The organism is Methanothermobacter wolfeii (assembly GCF_025397995.1).
In the GTDB taxonomy this organism is placed as follows: Archaea; Methanobacteriota; Methanobacteria; order Methanobacteriales; family Methanothermobacteraceae; genus Methanothermobacter; species Methanothermobacter wolfei.
The window spans coordinates 676,536-694,384 of record NZ_CP104550.1; the positions used below are offsets into that span (position 1 = coordinate 676,536).

Genomic DNA, 17,849 nt, shown 5'->3' on the forward strand with positions numbered 1-17,849 from the left:
GAATTTCCTCTACTGGTCTTGAACTTGACACTAAAGAGTGTAAGATGCATAAGTTAGAAGGATTTATAATCTGGGGCTTAAAACTAAAAATCAAGAAAAGAATGTGGTGTCAGATCATGAAAATACTTTTCATACATAATACGGCTATGTGGTACAGAATACCTTTTTTCAAAAAATTGAATGAATTATTTGAAATCAAATATTTTTTCACAGATTTTAATATTATTGGAGACGTTTATGCAGAATCATATAAGGATGCGATTAAAGAGATGGAGGGATTGGATTATAAAATTTCTGGTAGCATTTTTGATCTTGCAAAGGAGCTTTTAAAAGCTGATTATGATCTGGTGGTTGGAGGTTCATGGGATAATATTCCTGAATTAGTTAAAACGATGATAATATATGCTATTGCAAAGCTGAGAGGGAAGAAGATACTGCTCTTCAGGGAGGATTGGGACTGGGGATTTTCAACCAAGAGAAAACTTATAAATCCATTAGTAAAAATTTTCTCGAAGCTGGCTGATGCTATTGTAGTACCAGGGACCATACACAAGAAATACTATGAAAAGCTCACTAAAAGTGAAAAGATATTTATAATGCCCAATGCAACTCATATAAAAATAAAAAATAATAATATAAAGGGAGATTTCAATAAAAAAATTGTACTATACGTAGGACGTTTGGTAAAACGAAAAGGTGTTGACTACCTTATAAAGGCATTTGGGGTGTTAGATGATCCAGAATCCTCTTTAGTTATAGTGGGTTATGGTGATGAAGAAGAAAATCTTAAAAAACTTGTTGAAGAACTGAAAATCGATAATGTATTTTTTGCAGGCAAAGCATCTCAGGATGAAATATGCACCTATTATTTAATGGCGAATGTTGTTGTTGTGCCATCTATCACGTTTAAAATAGGTGATCCATGGGTTTTTGTACTTAATGAAGCCATGCAATGCGGTAAACCAGTTATTGCAACGGAGGCTGTTGGAGGTGCATATAACCTGATCAGGGATGGTGTTAATGGATTCATGGTACCTGAGAGAGATGTTGAAGCACTGGCCTTATCTATAAAGAAAATACTAGATGACCCTGACCTTGAAAGGAGGATGGGTGATGCTTCTAGAAAGATAATAAATGATGGATTCACATATGATCACATGGTTGAAGGATTTAATGCGGCTGTAAGGTATATATGTGAGGAATAAAGGTGAAAGGTGTCAGATTTTTACTTATAGGCATTGAATGTTCTAGAAATAAAGGAACTGCAGCCATACTTAAAAGTACAGTTCAGACACTAAAGAACTATTTTGAAAACGCACTATTCAAGGCAGTGACTCCATGGCCAAACAGGGACAAATTAAACTGTAAGGGAATTGAATTTTCAGATGATCTACTTTCAAAACTCCGTTTATTCAAAATCAGAAAAGAATCTGATGACTTTGATATCGTTATTGATCTCCATGGAGACACCATTTCTGAGGACTATGGAATACTAACAGTATTCGGGTTTTTTTATAATATAGTTTCCTATAAATTACTGGCTAAGAAGGCTTATGTTATTTATGCACAGTCCCTGGGGCCATTTAATAATCCCATTTCCCGTTTATTGGCCAAGTTCTGCTTAAATAAAGTTGACCTTCTGATTATAAGGGAGAAGATAACAGAGAATTATTTAAAAATGTTAGGAATAAGAAATTACTTTTTAGGAGCTGACCCCGCCTTTCTACTTAAAACCGCATCGAAGGAAAATATCAAGGAAATACTAAAAAATGAGGATATAAGGGCGTCTCAGGGATCAATAATAGGTATAAATGTGAGTCAGCACATATATGATCTTCTTAAAGATGCTGGTCGTCATATGGATTATATAATGATGAATGCTAAACTCATAGACAAACTAATCGAAACCTATGATGTTAACATACTCCTAATACCTCATGTCCTAAATAATGTCCATGATGATTATTCAATTGCAAAAAAAGTTTATTCAAAAATCAAAAATAAGAATCTCGTTAATGTTATTGAAGGGGACTATACGCCAGAGGAAGTTAAAGGAATAATAGGACTTTGTGATTTATTTATAGGGGCAAGGATGCACGCTGTTATTGCATCAACATCACAGTGCATACCAAGTGTTGGTATTGCCTACAGTCACAAAATGCATGGGATAATAGGAGAACTTCTTGGCCTAGATGAGTACATAATAGACATAGATGATTTGAACTATGATATCCTACATGAAAAGACCATGAAGGCCTGGGAGAACCGTGAAAGAATAAAAAAACATCTAGAAAAGGTCATCCCAGAGGTGAAAAGAAAGGCCCTCAAGAATGGTGAACTTGTAAGGGAACTCTGCGATTCCCTTAAAATCACATGAGGAAATCTTTACGAGCCTTTAGAGATACGAGAATGGAGTATAGGGTCATGTATATCTTTATGAGTTTTTTGGGAATTCGCAGTTTTTCTGGTTCAAAAATGGAGATTAATTTGTCGATAAGGTCAATTTCTGGGAATCTGCCTTTATATAGGTCATTATCGATCATATGAACCTTCTTTTTCATGTAAATATTGTATAATTGTGAAAGAAGGACCTTTTCTGCTTCTATAGGTTCAAGGTTACATAGTCCCTCCTTCTTAAGGTCATCAAGTATTTTAATGTCCTTCCTGAGTACTATTAAGGTTTTTCCTATATTTTCACCTTCAAATTCCCGTAGCCAGGGGTCTGCAAATGACATGTCAGACAGTTCAGCCATATGGTCAGAGCATCTTCTACATCTTGGGGGTATAAAGAGTTGCCCGAACCCAGATCCCCAATATTCGGGTAGTAGTAGTATTTGACCCGTGGTTGTTTCAATTTTAAGGCTTCCGGGCCATCCCTCACCACGATACTTTATACTTTTAACTTCATTTTTGCTGACTCCCAGTTTTTCAAGGAGGAATTCCGTGGCCATGAATGATGGTGTGTGGTTGCATACTATTCCTAGGTGATATACTATCCTCTCCCTCAGTTTCCTGTTGATCATTTCAGCCTTCCTGATGCCCTGGATATGGCAGGGCAGCCCTACAACAGCGTACTTTCCAGGTTCCCTGAGGATCTCCCTGAGGGCTATATTCGCGGGTACCGGGCAGTACTTGGATCCAGCCGCCTCAATGATATCCTCAGGGGTCCTTGCAATGAAAGGTTCAGGTTCAAGGGGTTTCTCAGGGTTCATATGGGTTACAAGGGCCCCGTCGACGATGCCCTTATCAATTAGGTGGATGAGTATCTGGGTCACCATACCGCCTGATGATGCATTGTATCTGAGTTTTTCATCGGTTGAATGGGCAACATAGCAGGCTTCATGGTTGCCAAGGAGCATGTCCTCTCCTTCATAACCGAATATTTCCCTGTTAAGTTCCCTGAAATCAACGGATACCCCCGGGCAGACCTTTATGCAGACGCCGCACTCATCACATTCCCCTACTATGATTGGTTCATATATTCCTTTTTTTCTGTTAACATTCATTTCAATTATCTCTCTGGGGCACATGGCAGCGCATGTCCCGCAGCCGGTACAAAGATCCCTGATCTCACCAATGTTCTTCATGGACTCCTCCCCATAAGTTTCATCAGTATCACCTTATCCTCCTCATCAAAGGTCCTGATGAGGATAAGGACTCCGAAGTAAATGCAGGATGCAAGAAGTATAATGATTAAAAGGTTCAGGTCCATCATCAGGTAGACGGCCGCCCCCATAATTACAGATGCAAGTGCAGGTTTCCTGAATGTACCGTTCACATCTACATGTTTATAGTGTCTACCTATATAGTGGAGGAAGAGCATGTAGAGGAATAGCTCTGACACCACTGTCGCTATACTTGCACCGATGTAACTGTATAATGGTATGAGTATGATGTTCAGTATGATGTTCAGGGCAGCGCTCAGGCTCACGCTGAGCATCCTGAGGCCCTGCCTGTCTATGGAACTTAAAAGGGTCCCTGTGATGGTGCTCACAAGCCTTATGGGTATGAAGAGGCTCAGGATCTGAAAGGCGATTATGGATCCACTGAAACCTCCACCGTAGAAGAGGGAGATGAACCTGTCTGCAAGTACCAGACACCCGGCGGCCATGGGGAAGCTGATGATTGAAAGATACTTGCAGGATACCATGGTAAAGTTCTCAAGGACATCCCCCCCATCAGTAAACTGCCTTGACATCACTGGATAAACCGCTGATGAAACCATGCCTGATATTATCATGCTGAGGCTCAGGAGGGGGTTGTAGGCAGCATTGTATACACCAACAGCAACATCATCCCTGAGGATCCCCAGGAGCACGGTGTCTATCTTGAAGAAGAACACTGCAAAAAGGGAATTAAGACCGAAGGGGAGACCCTCCACGAGGAGCCTCCACTGAAGACCAGGTTCAAAGCTGATGGACGGCCTCACAAACCTCTTAAAGCTGATAGCTGATGCAACAAGGAGGTCAAGGACACCGGCAACTGCATAGACAAGGGCAACGGCAAAGACACCATAACCCATGAAAAGGACCGCGAGTCCAAGCGTGACGGTCACGGACCTCTCAATTATCTGGAAGACTGCAACATACTCCATCCTCTCCCACGCCTGGAAGAGTGAGAGATAGGTGCCTGAAATCGTGAGAAGGACGTTATAGAATCCGAAGAGGTAAAGGAGCATGGTCATATCACCGCTAAGTGATAGTAACCATGAAAGGATGGGTACCAGTGCAAGGGTCATCACCCCCAGCGGCACCTTCAGGATGACGGCGTTACTGATGTAACTTTCCGAGAGATCCTTATCCCTTGCTATCTCTCTTACAAGTAACTGGTTGACACCGAGGTCTGTGAATGTTGCAAGGAGAGTGGTAAGTGAGATTGCAAAACTGTACTTCCCGAAGTCGGCTTCGCCAAGGATCCTTGCAAGGTATAGGAGGAGTACGAAGGCCATTAATGATGTTAAAACCTGGGCAAACCCTGTAACACCGATGTTCTTAACTATCCTCTGCACCTGATTCATACCATCACTTTATAGGTCCATGTTTATATCCTTTTCATATGATGCAGATGAAGAGTCTAAGATGCCGGCGGTAGATCAATCCCCTGGCCCTGACATGGCCAACTAACTATGAGAACCTGTCTACTCCACACATTTAACTGGAGTGAATAGGACATGATTCCAGCATATCCAGATACAAAGGTTCATACTGCCCTGCAAGAACTGTTACAGGGGCCCCGGAGCTACTACACAAGCTTGTATACCATTTAAGGAACCATATCGGATTCAATGCTTACTTATATTATTATCCTGCCGTTAAGGAGCCGGCCCCTGAAGAATACAGGGTTTATAATGTCATGGTTGGTGAAATAGAATATGATGAGGGAATACTCATAGCACCCGAGGTAAAGGATGGGCTGTGACCCCCTCAGTGTACATGATAATATAAGAAGCGGGTATGGTTCAGCGGACAATTACCACACTTCAAGGCTTAAAGGATGGAGTAGGATCTTGAATGCACTCATCACCAGGGCCTATCTCCTCTGACGGGTTCCCGCATGCATTGGAACTAACAGAGGATCGGATTAGGGATATTGATGGTGCTGATGATTCCCTTGAAAGCGTCGATTTTCTCCTTGCACGGTCACATTACTCCCTCAAGGTTTTAAAGGAGAGTACCAATCAAGGTTTATTAACTTTCAGTATCTGAATAAGGATTTTTTAGCAAACTGGGGGCTCTGAATAAACTCATGATTGTCATGTGGAGAATCATATTTGTTCATCCATATAACACTCTAATAATGATACCGTTTCCCTGGTAAAACTATTCATATAACTGTTTTTTAGGTTTCTCGTTATTGAAGTTTCCTCGGATACCATCATAATATGCACTCAGTATGAATCTGCATCTTTTTATTACATTATCCATGGAGATGATCTGTCCCAGTAGTGAAAGGGGAATTGCCCTTAAAAGGAATATGTAGAAGAGCAGGGGGTTCATATTCCTTTTACGTAGCCAGGTATGGTTCCTGAGACCATAATACCTGAGCCATAGTTTCTCATAGGGAACCATGGAAACTTCTTTCCATAAAAATCTTTTCTTTTCAAGGTTATCCCAGGCAGCGTCCTTGTGGAGTATCCTGCTTCCTGTAACAAGGATTATATCACCCGTACCCCTCAACCTTAAACAGTACTCAACATCATCATAGTGCAGGAAAAAATCTTCCCTCGGGAACCCAACCTTCCCTATGGACTCTGAATTAATGAGGATGCCCACAAATGATGCGTGGTCAATCTTAATGCACTCATCATTTATCTCAGGATTAATGGGTCGTACAACCCATCTGAAACTGTTAAAGTCAAAGAAACCCCTGTGTATCACCTGTGGCATGCCATCAATGCCAACCTTTAGATTGGCAAGGGCAGCAACACCATCACTCTCATAATCAAGTAATCTCTCAAGACTCTCAGGGAGGGGTTCAGCATCATCGTCCATGAGCCATATCCAGTCGTATCCATCACTGTAGGCTCTTCTGACTCCCTCATGGAATCCTCCGGCTCCCCCCGTGTTTTTCGGGAGTCTGATGTAGTTGACTTTAATCACACCTCCATCATGGAGGTTCTCCATGCTTCCGTTAAGGTATCCTTCCTTCCCGAGGAGTTCCTCTGTACCGTCGGTTGATGCGTTGTCTATGATGTACAGGGCATCAAGGGGTCTTGTCTGCCTCCTGAGGGCCTCCAGGCATTCAATGAGAAGTTCCTTCCGATTAAAGGTCACAACCACTGCTGAAACTTTCAAGGTATCTCCTCTCGTGTGGTTCTCTTAAAACATGGTACTTTACTTCTATTGTAGCGGCTGAATTCATCAGAGTATCATCTCCCTGAAAACATCCAGGCTCCTCTTCACGATGTCATCCATGTCATAGTACCTGTACTCCGCAAGCCTGCCCACAAGGACAAGGTTATCGTAGTCAGCTGCAAGTTCAAGGTACCTTCTGTACATTTCACGGGTTTCCTCTGTGAAGATGGGATAGCAAGCCTCATTTTCACCCCTCACATGACTGCAGGGGTACTCCTTCACTATAACTGTCCTATCTGACCTTACAGGGTGAAGGTGCTTGAACTCAGTGATCCTGGTGTAATCATAGTTGTTGGGGTAGTTTATGGTCGCAGCCTCCTGGAACCATTCCATGTCATGTGCTTCGAACCTGAAGTCAAGGGAACGGTAGGGGAGCTCACCGTACCTGTAATTGAAGAGTTCATCGATCTTCCCTGTGAATACCAGTTTACCCCTGAACTCCGAACCCATAACGAAGATACTTCCATCCCTGAGCTCCAGGACCTCATCATGGGATGTGTTGAGCATGAGTTTGATGTTCGGGTGGTCAAGCATCCTCCCTATCATCCCGGTGTAACCCCTGAGGGGCACAGCCTGGTAGGTGTCCTGGAAGTACCTGTCATCATTGGAGAGGACCACCGGCACGCGCCCGGTAACCTCGGGGTCAATCTCCTCTGGCTTCAGGCCCCACTGCTTCATGGTGTAGTTCAGGAAGACTTTCCTGTAGATGTAGTCTGCCAGGAATCTGAGGTCAGGGTCATCCTCCTCCATGAGTTCCAGTATGTGGACCCGCGCCCCATGGGGGTGCTTTTCAAGTAGTTTCTCCTCAAGGCGCCGTGAAAGGCTCTCCGGCAGAAGTTCCCTCATTGATGTGAGGTTGAAGGGCAGGGGGACCAGCCTTCCATCAATTGATCCCAGCACACGGTGCTGGTATTCCCTCCACTCTGTGAAGCGTGAGAGGTACTCGAAGACCTCCCTGTAATCTGTGTGGAAGATGTGGGGCCCGTACTTATGGATGATGATGCCGTTCTCATCACGTTCATTATCGCGGCACCCACCGAACCCATGAGGATTACAAGGGCGAGGAAGAGTACAATGTGGATCAGGCCTCCATAGAGGACCATCCTGGTGAAATCCTTCTTGTAACCGAAGGAAAGAAGACCCTGTGTACCCAGGATATTGTTTACCCCCACCGCGAATATTATGAAGACCAGTATCTGGAGGAGGGGTATGCTCTCAGCGTATCCCTGACCAGCAAGCACCCCTATGATGAAGGGTGCAAGGGGGACCATAAGGACCGAGAGGCCGAAGGTCAGGGCACCCATTATGATGAGCATCTTCTTAAGTTCACTCCTGGCCCTCTCCCTGTCCTCCTCCTGTATCCTGGAGAAGTAGGGGTAGATGGCCTGGCTTATGGGTGATGTGAGTCCAAGGAGGGCCCTTGTTATATCCTCTGCCACGGCATAATACCCAACAGTCACGTTCCCTGCGAGGAGTCCGAGTATGAACCGGTTTGATGTTGTGTAGAGGCTTATTGCAAGGGTTGAGATGAAGAGGTGCCATCCATCAACAAGCTGCTCCCTTATATCGGCCGGTGAGGGCCTTAAGAACCTGACATTGAACTCCCTCTTCACTATCCTCTGACTGTAGATTCCAACCGCTATGAATCCGAGGGAGTTGAGGAGGGGCACGTAGAGGTAGTCCATGGGACCCCTCACCACAATGAATATTAGGCCGGTGTATATGAGTGAGCTGAGTATCCTGAGGATGCTTATGTACCTCATCCTCTCAAACCCCTGGAAGAGCCATACAGGGAAGAGGACGCTTCCAAGGACGATGCCGTAGGTGTATATGTAGAGGGGGAGGTCCGACCTGAACATGTCAACTGATAGTACGATGGTGAGCATGGCTGTGAAGGTGAGTAACATGAGGAGGGTCTTTGTCACCATTACCGAACTGTAGATCCTTGAGACCTTTTTGGTGTCATCCCTGTTTATGGATATCTCCCTTGTTGCTGAGAGGTTGAATCCGTAGTCGGTTATGAGGTTGAAGTAGGTTATGAAGGCCACTGCAAAGGCCACCTTACCATAGTTACCGGGTCCGAGGACCCTTGTAAGGTATGGGAATGTTATGAGGGGGAGGAGGTACTGGACCATCTGTATTCCTGTGAGGGATGCGATGTTCTCAAGTACGCGCCTGTAGTCGCTGTTTCTGAGTATACTCTCTGCTCTACTTCTCATCCAGATCCACCATCACACTTTCTTTAGTTTCTTTATCATGGCATGCATAAAGATTTACCCGTAGTGGGGAGGCTCCACCAGGACCGAACATACGAAAAACTTAAATAGTATTACTTATTACTTATTCTTATGAACATAATAAAAATTGCGTCCTGCCTAGAGAAGAACAACATAGTCTTCTGCGGGGGAAGCGTAAGGGAAACCTACCAGGAGATCACAGAGGCCCTCAGGGATCAGAAAATCCCTGGAGACCCTGTGATGGTCTACATACCCTCACCCATGCCCCTCAAGGCAGGGCTCATGATGATAATGAGGAGCCATGACCCTGAAGCACCCGACAAACTCACGGTGAACGAACTCCTTGAAAGGCTCTCCTCCCTTGAATCCATGACCTGGGTCTTCATGGACCACTTCGAGGACCTCTCAGAGAAGGCCTCAAGGAAGTACCTCTGGCTCCATGAGAACGGCAACATAACCTACATGACAGGCCTTACAGGGACCTTCAGGAGGGAGGTCTACCCCTTCTACAGGACCTTCAGGAAGGCCAACCCATCTGAGTGCATGGATGAGGAGAGCGTGGACGTCACCGTGGCTGTCTTCGCGGTGATATCCATAATCATAGCATTCTGCTACTTCAGGGTGGGGGTCAGGGAGGGCTTCATGGCAGCCGGAGCCCTCTGGTTCGGCCTCATAACCTTCAGGACCATGACCTACATTGCAGGTTAGAGAACATGAAGCCAAGGACGCATATTGTGGCAGGAGCTCTCCTCTTCATAATAATAAACACCCTGATCCCTGCATCAGGCCTGATCACAGGGGCCCTCCTCGCCGGGGCATCAGCAGTAACCCCAGACATCATGGACTTCCTCACAGGGAGACACAGGGGCATCGGACACTCGCTGCTCATTTTACCACCCCTTCTCCTCTTTGCAGTGAAGAGCCCAGCCTACGGGATACCCCTACTTGCTGGAATCACATCCCACATTATAATGGACCTCTTCACGGTCTACGGATGCCCCCTCCTCTACCCCCTCAAGGACACACCCTACCACTGTCTCCGGAGGAAGAACAGGATAAGGACGGGGACAGCCGGCGAGTGGGCCCTCCTATCATTCCTCATCGTCATGGTACTCGCCTTCTCCCTTTTATCTGCAGGGGCCCTTGACGGAACCCTCAGGGAGGTGAGGGTGGAGAAGGAGAACCTGACCGACGTTAAAATAAACCTGATGCTTGAGGCCCGGAGGGATGTTAATATCACCGTGATAAGGGAGAACTGCTCAGAGAGGATCATAGTTGACTACGCCGACAGATAAAAAGAAAAAAAGTTTCTACATGTAGAAGTCCTTACGGACCCTTTTAGCCTCACTGGGTTTTCCCTGGGGGTGCCAGATGTAATCAGCCCTTATAACCATGCGGCCGTTCTCCTCGAGGAGGGTGAAGTTACCCCCGAAGAAGGTTTCAATCCCGTTTATGGTGAAGTTGCCCCTGAACTTCTCACCATCATTTATAAAGGCTCCACCGCCAGTCCACGCGGCGCAGGTCATATTGTAGGTGCCCCTGAGCATGGTCCGGAACATGGCCCCCTTGAGGTCGCCCCTCAGGAGGGAGGTTATGGTGTTCCATGTCACGTCAATTTCATCAATGTGACCGGTCCCTGTAAGTCCGCTCTCATTGTAGCATATCCTTGTACCGTTAACCTCATGGGTGTCAAAGTTCTCTGCCCCCGGGAGGACTATCCTGAAATTGAAGTCCCTCCCCCTACCGTTTATGGAATAGTAGCCCCCCAGTGACCCCTCACCCGGCTTGTTGGCGGGTATTGATGTGTAGGACGTGTAACTGTAGGGTATCTGTGAGAATATGGCCTCATCAAAGACTTCAACTGCAAGTACCGGTGTTATTATGAGGACAGCCACAAGGGCTGCGATTATAGGGATCTTCCTGTCCATAATATTCCTCCATGACTCAAGTTAATAGTATTAAACTAATATACCTACCAATCAGGGCAGTTTCCATCTCTTCATTTCCATGGACCCCTTCATATCATCCATCCGACCCCCGGCCGGTAGAGGAGGATCATCCTCTGCACGGGCCTCCCGTCGCTCCAGTTACCCATATCCTGTATCCTCTCCATGTCCACATCCATGAGGGTCCGGTTCTCCCCTCCAAGTTCTATGAGGATGTCAAGGACCTTCCAGTATCCGCTGTAGTCAAGGTTATCAACCAGGACCCCGAATTCATCCGAAACCGCGAGGGGTGACAGGTGATCCGCCCTTAGGGGTCCGTCTGACCTGACCAGGAGGAACATCTTCCTCTCAGAGGGGATCTGGGGCGTCTCCTCCATTATGAGGTAGGAGTCCCTGGTCCCTGTTATGTTATCATCATCACCAGCCATGACGACAAGCAGCGTCCCGGGCGGGATTCCTGTGAGGTTCTCGAACTTCCTCCCCTCCTCAGACACACCCGGCTGGACTGCAAGGACAGCCCCTGGTTCCGGGAGATCATCCCTTGATGCAAGGTTCACCGCTATGATCCCCCCGGCAGAGTGGCCTATAAGGAAGAGTTCACCGCTGTATTCATTACCGATCCTCATAAGGGCGTCCTTGAGGGCCTCTGCACTGTTATCTGTGAAGTTCTCTGAACCGGTATCCAGGAGGTTCTGGTACCTGGGGTAGACAACGATGTTACCCCTCCCCACAAGGTGCCTTATCCATGCCATGTAGAAGAGGGGCTCGGTGGCTGCCCAGCCATGTATGAATACAACAACAGGGTACCTTCCGGGCCTTGAGGGCCGGAATATCCAGTACTTCCCATCCCCTTCACCATGGGACTCCCTGATGATCCCGTAGCTGGTGGAGTCCACGGCCTGATCATCCCAGGGGGCTCCGCTGACATGGTTCAGGGAGAGGAGCAGGAGGATGAGGAGCAAAGTCCAGGTCTTCAATGATATCACCCTTAATTAATCTATGGCTAATGGTCCATATAAGTTAAGGGCGCATCATCTCCAGGAGTCAGGTGCATGGTTCTGGCATCTGAATGCAGCTACAGTGGGAATTCATAAAAGTATCCTGTCAAAGCAGCATAAGGCCATCAGCCGGTATCAAGGCACACCCTTGCACCGCATGATGGGCATACCATGTAATAGAACCTTGCCCTCTGGTTTCCATGGACCTCGGCCACAACATTGGCCCTGCAGAATTGATATCCTGTGTGTATTTTCTCAGTGCACCCAGCCTCGGCCACAACATTGGCCCTGCAGAATGGACAGAAAAAGGACTTCACTGCAATCCCCCCGGATGCAGAGTCTGATGAACGATCAATATAACCTTTTCCATAAAAGTTAATAATCAATCCCCTCTTAAATCAAAAATTATTATTACCGCCGCTGACATATCACTGTATGGGTGATTTTTCTGGTTTCAAAATCCGAGGCCTTTGCAAGGCGACTGTCATTTTTAGTCTCAATTCTGATCATCATCTTCTCCCTCATTATCCTTGCCGGCTGGTTCCTTGGAAACACCTTCATGAAGGGTGAGGTCCTGGGTTCAGCTCCGGTCCAGCCTGTGACAGCAGTCATTTTCATGGTCCTTGCAGCATCCCTTATCATGCTCTCAAGGGATGTGAAACTCCCTGCAGTCTATGCAGGCGTCTTCTTCCTGGTCTTCTACACCCTCACACTTGCAGGTTACCTTGATACCGGTTCACTGGAGTACGGTGTAAACTCTAGGTTCATAACATCAATCATCTTCATTGCCTACGGCCTGATACTCATCCTCCTTGCCTCATCAAGGTACATACTCCCCCAGATCCTGACCCTTATCTGCGGTTCGGTGGCATACTGTGTCTTCACAGGGTACATCGGGGGAGTGGACGTCTACAGCACCTACTTCATGATGGCCTTCTACACGGCCACACTCCACATACTCTCATGCACGGCCATACTCAGCCTCTACGCTGAGGATGGTGTGATGGCACCCCTCCACAGGTCCTTCAGTGAGGGACGCCTTGCAAGGATCATACTCCCCATCATGATAATCTGCATAACCATCCTGGGCATCCTGACCCTCAGAATCGAACCTGCACTCTTTCCCGGCTTCGGAGTGATCTTCATGATGGGTATGATGGCATCCCTCATCATCATCTCGGTGGTGTTCCTTGCAGAGGAACTCAGCGGTATAGATGATAAGAAGGTGAAGTACCAGGAGGCCCTCATCGAGGCCCGGAGGTTCTTCAGGAATGTTGTTGAAAACCTTGGTGAGGCCATAGCTGTCCTGGATCATGATGGAAACATGATCTACAGGAACAGGGCCATGAAGGAGCTTGAGGTGGATGAAATCCCTGTTGAACCATCCCACAGGGAACCCTTGATGATAGAAAGGCTAAGGATAGGTGATTGTTACTACATGGGCTGGATGATCCCCATGTACACCGATGGAGATTTCAGGGGATCTATGGTGTCACTCACGGACATAACTGACCTTATAAGGACGCAGAGGTCCCTTGAGGATGCCCTCACTGAGAGGGACGCCCTCCTCAGTGAAGTGCACCACAGGGTAAAGAACAACCTCCAGATAATCATAAGCCTCCTTAACATTCAGTCAATAGGTGCCGATGAAGCAGTGAAATCTGTCCTCACGGACGCCCAGAACCGTGTGAGGGCAATGGCGATCCTCCATGAAACCATCTACGACACAGGTGACTTCACAGGCGTTGACATGGAATCGTTCATCACAAGACTGATAGAGCGTCTGAGGGGAGCCTTCGATGAATATGGGGTTGAGTTCAGTGTTGAAACAGATATCAGGCTGAACCTAGAAACCGCAATACCCCTGGGACTTCTTATAAACGAGGCAGTCACCAACTCAATCAGGCATGCGTTCCCTGATGGCAGGGGCCACATCAGGGTGAAACTGAAGGGTGATGGGCTCCTGAGGCTCACGGTCACCGATGACGGCGCGGGCCTGGGGGCTGAGTACAGGGAGGGTGTGGGGATGTCGCTCATGAAGGCCCTTGCAGACCAGCTTGACGGTGAACTCAGATTCGAATCAGATGAGGGCACCGCGGTGATCCTTGAGTTCAGGGAACTCAAATACAGGAAGAGGATTTAGTTCAGTGTTTCAGTGAGATCTGTCTTCAGTGATCTGTGTGTGGGGGATGAGAGTAGATGTGGTATGGTGTGTTTTATCTGGTCCTCAGTGATCTGTGTGTGGGGATGAGAATATAAGGTATGCTTATTTATCTGGTCTCCACGGATTCAGTGGAAAAACGATAAACTGGATATGATGCTCACGGACCACTTAAAATTTAAAAAAATAAAAAAGGGGGGAGACTAGAATGGTAGTTCCTCATAGTACCCCTTTATACTGGCGCTATTCCAGTTCTTTATAACTCCAAAGGAGTTCATATTGCTTGATGCATCAGCGTTTACCCATGCACCGTTTACATAGAGCTGGGCCCAGACGTGTCCATAGGTGTTCCCTGAAATGAAGGTGCATGCTGCATGGACGTACCTCGCCTGTATCCCTGCAGCCCTTGAAAGGGCCACCAGGAGGTGGGTGATGTCCACACAGTTACCTGACCGGTTTTTGAGTGTTCCCAGGGCACCGTACCTTGTGTTGTAGTAGAAGCTGTAACTGATATTATCCCTGACCCAGTTGAAGATTGCGGTTGCCTTTGAGAGTGCCGATGTAAGTCCTTTAGTGATGCTCGATGCAAGCGCCCTTATCTCAGGACTGCCCACCTGACAGTTTGCTGTTGCTGCAAGGTACTTTCCTGAGAAAACAGAACTGTCAACCGTCACATAGTTGGGCAGTCTGCCGTTGGCCTCCTGGAATGCGACGATCTTTGAGAAGATGTAGAGGAGGACATTGAAGCTGAGGTCCCCTGCAGTTGATGAGATCCTTGATGGTGCGTTCCCTGTTGATGACATGTAATTAAGGACATCTGAGGCTATTCTCAGGTACTCCTCCTTCTGAATTGTCCCTGAAGCCGTGAGATTTATATCTGATGCTTCACTGAAGGACCCTCTCTCAGGGGTCCTGCCGCTGATGAGCCCTGCCAGCATGTAGAGGAATTCACCAGGAGTGACCTGCATCTCCCCCACGGTGACGTAGTTGGGGAGCCTGTGATTTGACTCCACAAATGCCTTAACCCTGCTGGCCGCGTCCATGATCATGGATGAGGTCAGTGAATTGTCAGCGACCGGCTTTGTTATTGCAGCTGGAACTCCACCAAGGAATTCCCTGTCAATCTTTCCTGAGAAAACAGAACTGTCAACCGTCACATAGTTGGGCAGTCTGCCGTTGGCCTCCTGGAATGCGACGATCTTTGAGAAGATGTAGAGGAGGACATTGAAGCTGAGGTCCCCTGCAGTTGATGAGATCCTTGATGGTGCGTTCCCTGTTGATGACATGTAATTAAGGACATCTGAGGCTATTCTCAGGTACTCCTCCTTCTGAATTGTCCCTGAAGCCGTGAGATTTATATCTGATGCTTCACTGAAGGACCCTCTCTCAGGGGTCCTGCCGCTGATGAGCCCTGCCAGCATGTAGAGGAATTCACCAGGAGTGACCTGCATCTCCCCCACGGTGACGTAGTTGGGGAGCCTGTGATTTGACTCCACAAATGCCTTAACCCTGCTGGCCGCGTCCATGATCATGGATGAGGTCAGTGAATTGTCAGCGACCGGCTTTGTTATTGCAGCTGGAACTCCACCAAGGAATTCCCTGTCAATCTTTCCTGAGAAAACAGAACTGTCAACCGTCACATAGTTGGGCAGTCTGCCGTTGGCCTCCTGGAATGCGACGATCTTTGAGAAGATGTAGAGGAGGACATTGAAGCTGAGGTCCCCTGCAGTTGATGAGATCCTTGATGGTGCGTTCCCTGTTGATGACATGTAATTAAGGACATCTGAGGCTATTCTCAGGTACTCCTCCTTCTGAATTGTCCCTGAAGCCGTGAGATTTATATCTGATGCTTCACTGAAGGACCCTCTCTCAGGGGTCCTGCCGCTGATGAGCCCTGCCAGCATGTAGAGGAATTCACCAGGAGTGACCTGCATCTCCCCCACGGTGACGTAGTTGGGGAGCCTGTGATTTGACTCCACAAATGCCTTAACCCTGCTGGCCGCGTCCATGATCATGGATGAGGTCAGTGAATTGTCAGCGACCGGCTTTGTTATTGCAGCTGGAACTCCACCAAGGAATTCCCTGTCAATCTTTCCTGAGAAAACAGAACTGTCAACCGTCACATAGTTGGGCAGTCTGCCGTTGGCCTCCTGGAATGCGACGATCTTTGAGAAGATGTAGAGGAGGACATTGAAGCTGAGGTCCCCTGCAGTTGATGAGATCCTTGATGGTGCGTTCCCTGTTGATGACATGTAATTAAGGACATCTGAGGCTATTCTCAGGTACTCCTCCTTCTGAATTGTCCCTGAAGCCGTGAGATTTATATCTGATGCTTCACTGAAGGACCCTCTCTCAGGGGTCCTGCCGCTGATGAGCCCTGCCAGCATGTAGAGGAATTCACCAGGAGTGACCTGCATCTCCCCCACGGTGACGTAGTTGGGGAGCCTGTGATTTGACTCCACAAATGCCTTAACCCTGCTGGCCGCGTCCATGATCATGGATGAGGTCAGTGAATTGTCAGCGACCGGCTTTGTTATTGCAGCTGGAACTCCACCAAGGAATTCCCTGTCAATCAGTCCGTACCTGAAGAGGGCGTAGCCATCAGCCCCTCCACGAAGGGCGGCGTTAATATCTCCAAGGAGTTCATCTGCAGGGATGGGTGTCACATCAGCATCTGACCTGTAGGTCTGAAGACCTGTCCACACCTCTGCACTGAGGCTCTTACTCTTGATGTAGGCGGAGACGTTCTCTATCCATGATGAACCTTCACGGTAGTTGCCCTTGTATGCCATCGGGATGAGGACGTCAAGGTACTCTGCGAGTTTCGTGTAGTCCTGACCATAATAGTAGGCGTTGACTCCCTTCTCGGGCATGAGGGCCGCTGATAGAAGAAATTCAGGGTTAACTGATTTAACAGCTTCACTTATCCTCTTAACTATCCCGGTTATGGCCTCTGTTGCACCTGGGCTCTGGTATGCGTTACCAGGGTATCTGATGTAGTCAAGGTGCACGCCCCCGACACCACTGATGCCCGTGTATCCGAGCACCCTCTGTGTGAGGTTGTCTATGAATTCCTGGGTGGGGTCGAACCAGTTACCGCTTGAGTCCTTGAGGCAGATGACCCAGACGCTCACCCTCAAACCATTGGCTGAGGCGTTTCCAAGGAATGAGGTAAGGTTTGACCTGAACCTTGCATCGTTGAAGGCCAGCTGCTCAAGGAAGATATCGGTTATACCCTTACCCTTGAGTTCCTGGAAGTCGACCTTACCCATATCATAGGCCTTCACCCAGAGGGCTCCGTGGGGTGCTTCACCTGCAGCAACATCAGCGCTGCTTCCAGGCGAATCAACCCCACCACCCTCGGTGCTCTCTGCATCACCCTTAGGGGTGTCGGTGCTGTTCTCTGCATCACATGTATCGTTAATGGAACTGGAATCTGCGGTGCCGTTGAGGTCCTGAACATCCGGTTCATTGAGTTCGACGGCATATGAAATATTTGAGCCCATAAGGATTAGCGCCAGAAATAGGGCTGTTAAAATATTCAACTTTCTCGAAATTTTACCGCCTCCAGCGGGGCTTAAATAACCCCATTATAGTCTTAAAAAGAGCATATTATATAAATATTGTGGTTCTAATCCTGAAAAAAGACACTT

The 17,849-nt window shown here is 47.5% G+C and carries 14 protein-coding genes and 1 pseudogene; 5 read left to right on the forward strand and 10 right to left on the reverse strand.

What is annotated here, in order from left to right; translation table 11 throughout:
* Window positions 1-116: 116 nt before the first annotated feature.
* The gene (locus tag N5910_RS03825; protein WP_261599806.1) at window positions 117-1,205 is read left to right on the forward strand and encodes a glycosyltransferase family 4 protein; all 1,089 of its coding nucleotides are present in this window, start codon (window positions 117-119) and stop codon (window positions 1,203-1,205) included.
* A gap of 2 nt (window positions 1,206-1,207) precedes the next feature.
* Window positions 1,208-2,377 (forward strand): polysaccharide pyruvyl transferase family protein, encoded by a 1,170-nt coding sequence (locus N5910_RS03830; protein WP_191216481.1) that lies wholly within the window; start codon window positions 1,208-1,210, stop codon window positions 2,375-2,377.
* On the opposite strand, the gene N5910_RS03835 is transcribed toward N5910_RS03830, so the two are convergent.
* The 6 genes and pseudogenes from N5910_RS03835 to rfbX form a co-directional block, all read right to left on the reverse strand.
* Window positions 2,370-3,587 carry a Coenzyme F420 hydrogenase/dehydrogenase, beta subunit C-terminal domain gene (locus tag N5910_RS03835; protein WP_261599807.1) on the reverse strand — a complete coding sequence of 406 codons (1,218 nt, stop codon included), beginning with the start codon at window positions 3,585-3,587 and terminating at the stop codon, window positions 2,370-2,372. The two genes, N5910_RS03830 and N5910_RS03835, sit on opposite strands and share 8 nt — an antisense overlap.
* Window positions 3,584-5,017: a flippase gene (locus tag N5910_RS03840; RefSeq protein ID WP_261599808.1), complete on the reverse strand. Its 1,434-nt coding sequence runs from the start codon at window positions 5,015-5,017 to the stop codon at window positions 3,584-3,586. Before N5910_RS03840 ends, N5910_RS03835 begins: the two co-directional genes overlap by 4 nt.
* A 275-nt stretch (window positions 5,018-5,292) precedes the next feature.
* Complete coding sequence (locus N5910_RS03845) at window positions 5,293-5,469, reverse strand: hypothetical protein (protein WP_191216484.1); 177 nt, start codon at window positions 5,467-5,469, stop codon at window positions 5,293-5,295.
* 350 nt (window positions 5,470-5,819) lie between these two features.
* Window positions 5,820-6,794, reverse strand: a complete 975-nt coding sequence (locus tag N5910_RS03850) for a glycosyltransferase family 2 protein (protein ID WP_261599809.1) — start codon at window positions 6,792-6,794, stop codon at window positions 5,820-5,822.
* Window positions 6,795-6,860: 66 nt separating this feature from the next.
* The gene (glf, locus tag N5910_RS03855; protein WP_315901952.1) at window positions 6,861-8,033 is read right to left on the reverse strand and encodes a UDP-galactopyranose mutase; all 1,173 of its coding nucleotides are present in this window, start codon (window positions 8,031-8,033) and stop codon (window positions 6,861-6,863) included.
* An 86-nt stretch (window positions 8,034-8,119) separates the two neighbouring features.
* Window positions 8,120-9,073: pseudogene (rfbX, locus tag N5910_RS03860) on the reverse strand (oligosaccharide flippase family protein); the annotation flags it as partial.
* A gap of 129 nt (window positions 9,074-9,202) precedes the next feature.
* Between rfbX and N5910_RS03865 the strand changes: the two are divergent.
* Window positions 9,203-9,799, forward strand: coding sequence for a hypothetical protein (locus N5910_RS03865; protein WP_191216487.1), 597 nt, complete (start codon window positions 9,203-9,205; stop codon window positions 9,797-9,799).
* A 5-nt stretch (window positions 9,800-9,804) separates the two neighbouring features.
* Window positions 9,805-10,386 (forward strand): metal-dependent hydrolase, encoded by a 582-nt coding sequence (locus N5910_RS03870; protein ID WP_191216488.1) that lies wholly within the window; start codon window positions 9,805-9,807, stop codon window positions 10,384-10,386.
* Between the two features lie 15 nt (window positions 10,387-10,401).
* On the opposite strand, the gene N5910_RS03875 is transcribed toward N5910_RS03870, so the two are convergent.
* The 3 genes from N5910_RS03875 to N5910_RS03885 all read right to left on the reverse strand — a co-directional run bounded on the left by N5910_RS03875 (window position 10,402) and on the right by N5910_RS03885 (window position 12,352).
* Entirely contained in the window at window positions 10,402-11,019 is a 618-nt protein-coding gene (locus tag N5910_RS03875) for a hypothetical protein (protein ID WP_074358803.1), read from the reverse strand.
* A gap of 89 nt (window positions 11,020-11,108) precedes the next feature.
* Window positions 11,109-12,014 carry an alpha/beta hydrolase family protein gene (locus N5910_RS03880; RefSeq protein ID WP_261599810.1) on the reverse strand — a complete coding sequence of 302 codons (906 nt, stop codon included), beginning with the start codon at window positions 12,012-12,014 and terminating at the stop codon, window positions 11,109-11,111.
* A gap of 146 nt (window positions 12,015-12,160) precedes the next feature.
* Window positions 12,161-12,352 carry a hypothetical protein gene (locus N5910_RS03885; protein ID WP_261599811.1) on the reverse strand — a complete coding sequence of 64 codons (192 nt, stop codon included), beginning with the start codon at window positions 12,350-12,352 and terminating at the stop codon, window positions 12,161-12,163.
* 122 nt (window positions 12,353-12,474) lie between these two features.
* Here N5910_RS03885 and N5910_RS03890 point away from each other — a divergent pair, with 122 nt between their 5' ends.
* Window positions 12,475-14,178 (forward strand): sensor histidine kinase, encoded by a 1,704-nt coding sequence (locus N5910_RS03890; RefSeq protein ID WP_261599812.1) that lies wholly within the window; start codon window positions 12,475-12,477, stop codon window positions 14,176-14,178.
* A gap of 221 nt (window positions 14,179-14,399) precedes the next feature.
* On the opposite strand, the gene N5910_RS03895 is transcribed toward N5910_RS03890, so the two are convergent.
* The gene (locus N5910_RS03895; protein ID WP_261599813.1) at window positions 14,400-17,702 is read right to left on the reverse strand and encodes a pseudomurein-binding repeat-containing protein; all 3,303 of its coding nucleotides are present in this window, start codon (window positions 17,700-17,702) and stop codon (window positions 14,400-14,402) included.
* Between the last annotated feature and the right edge of the window lie 147 nt (window positions 17,703-17,849).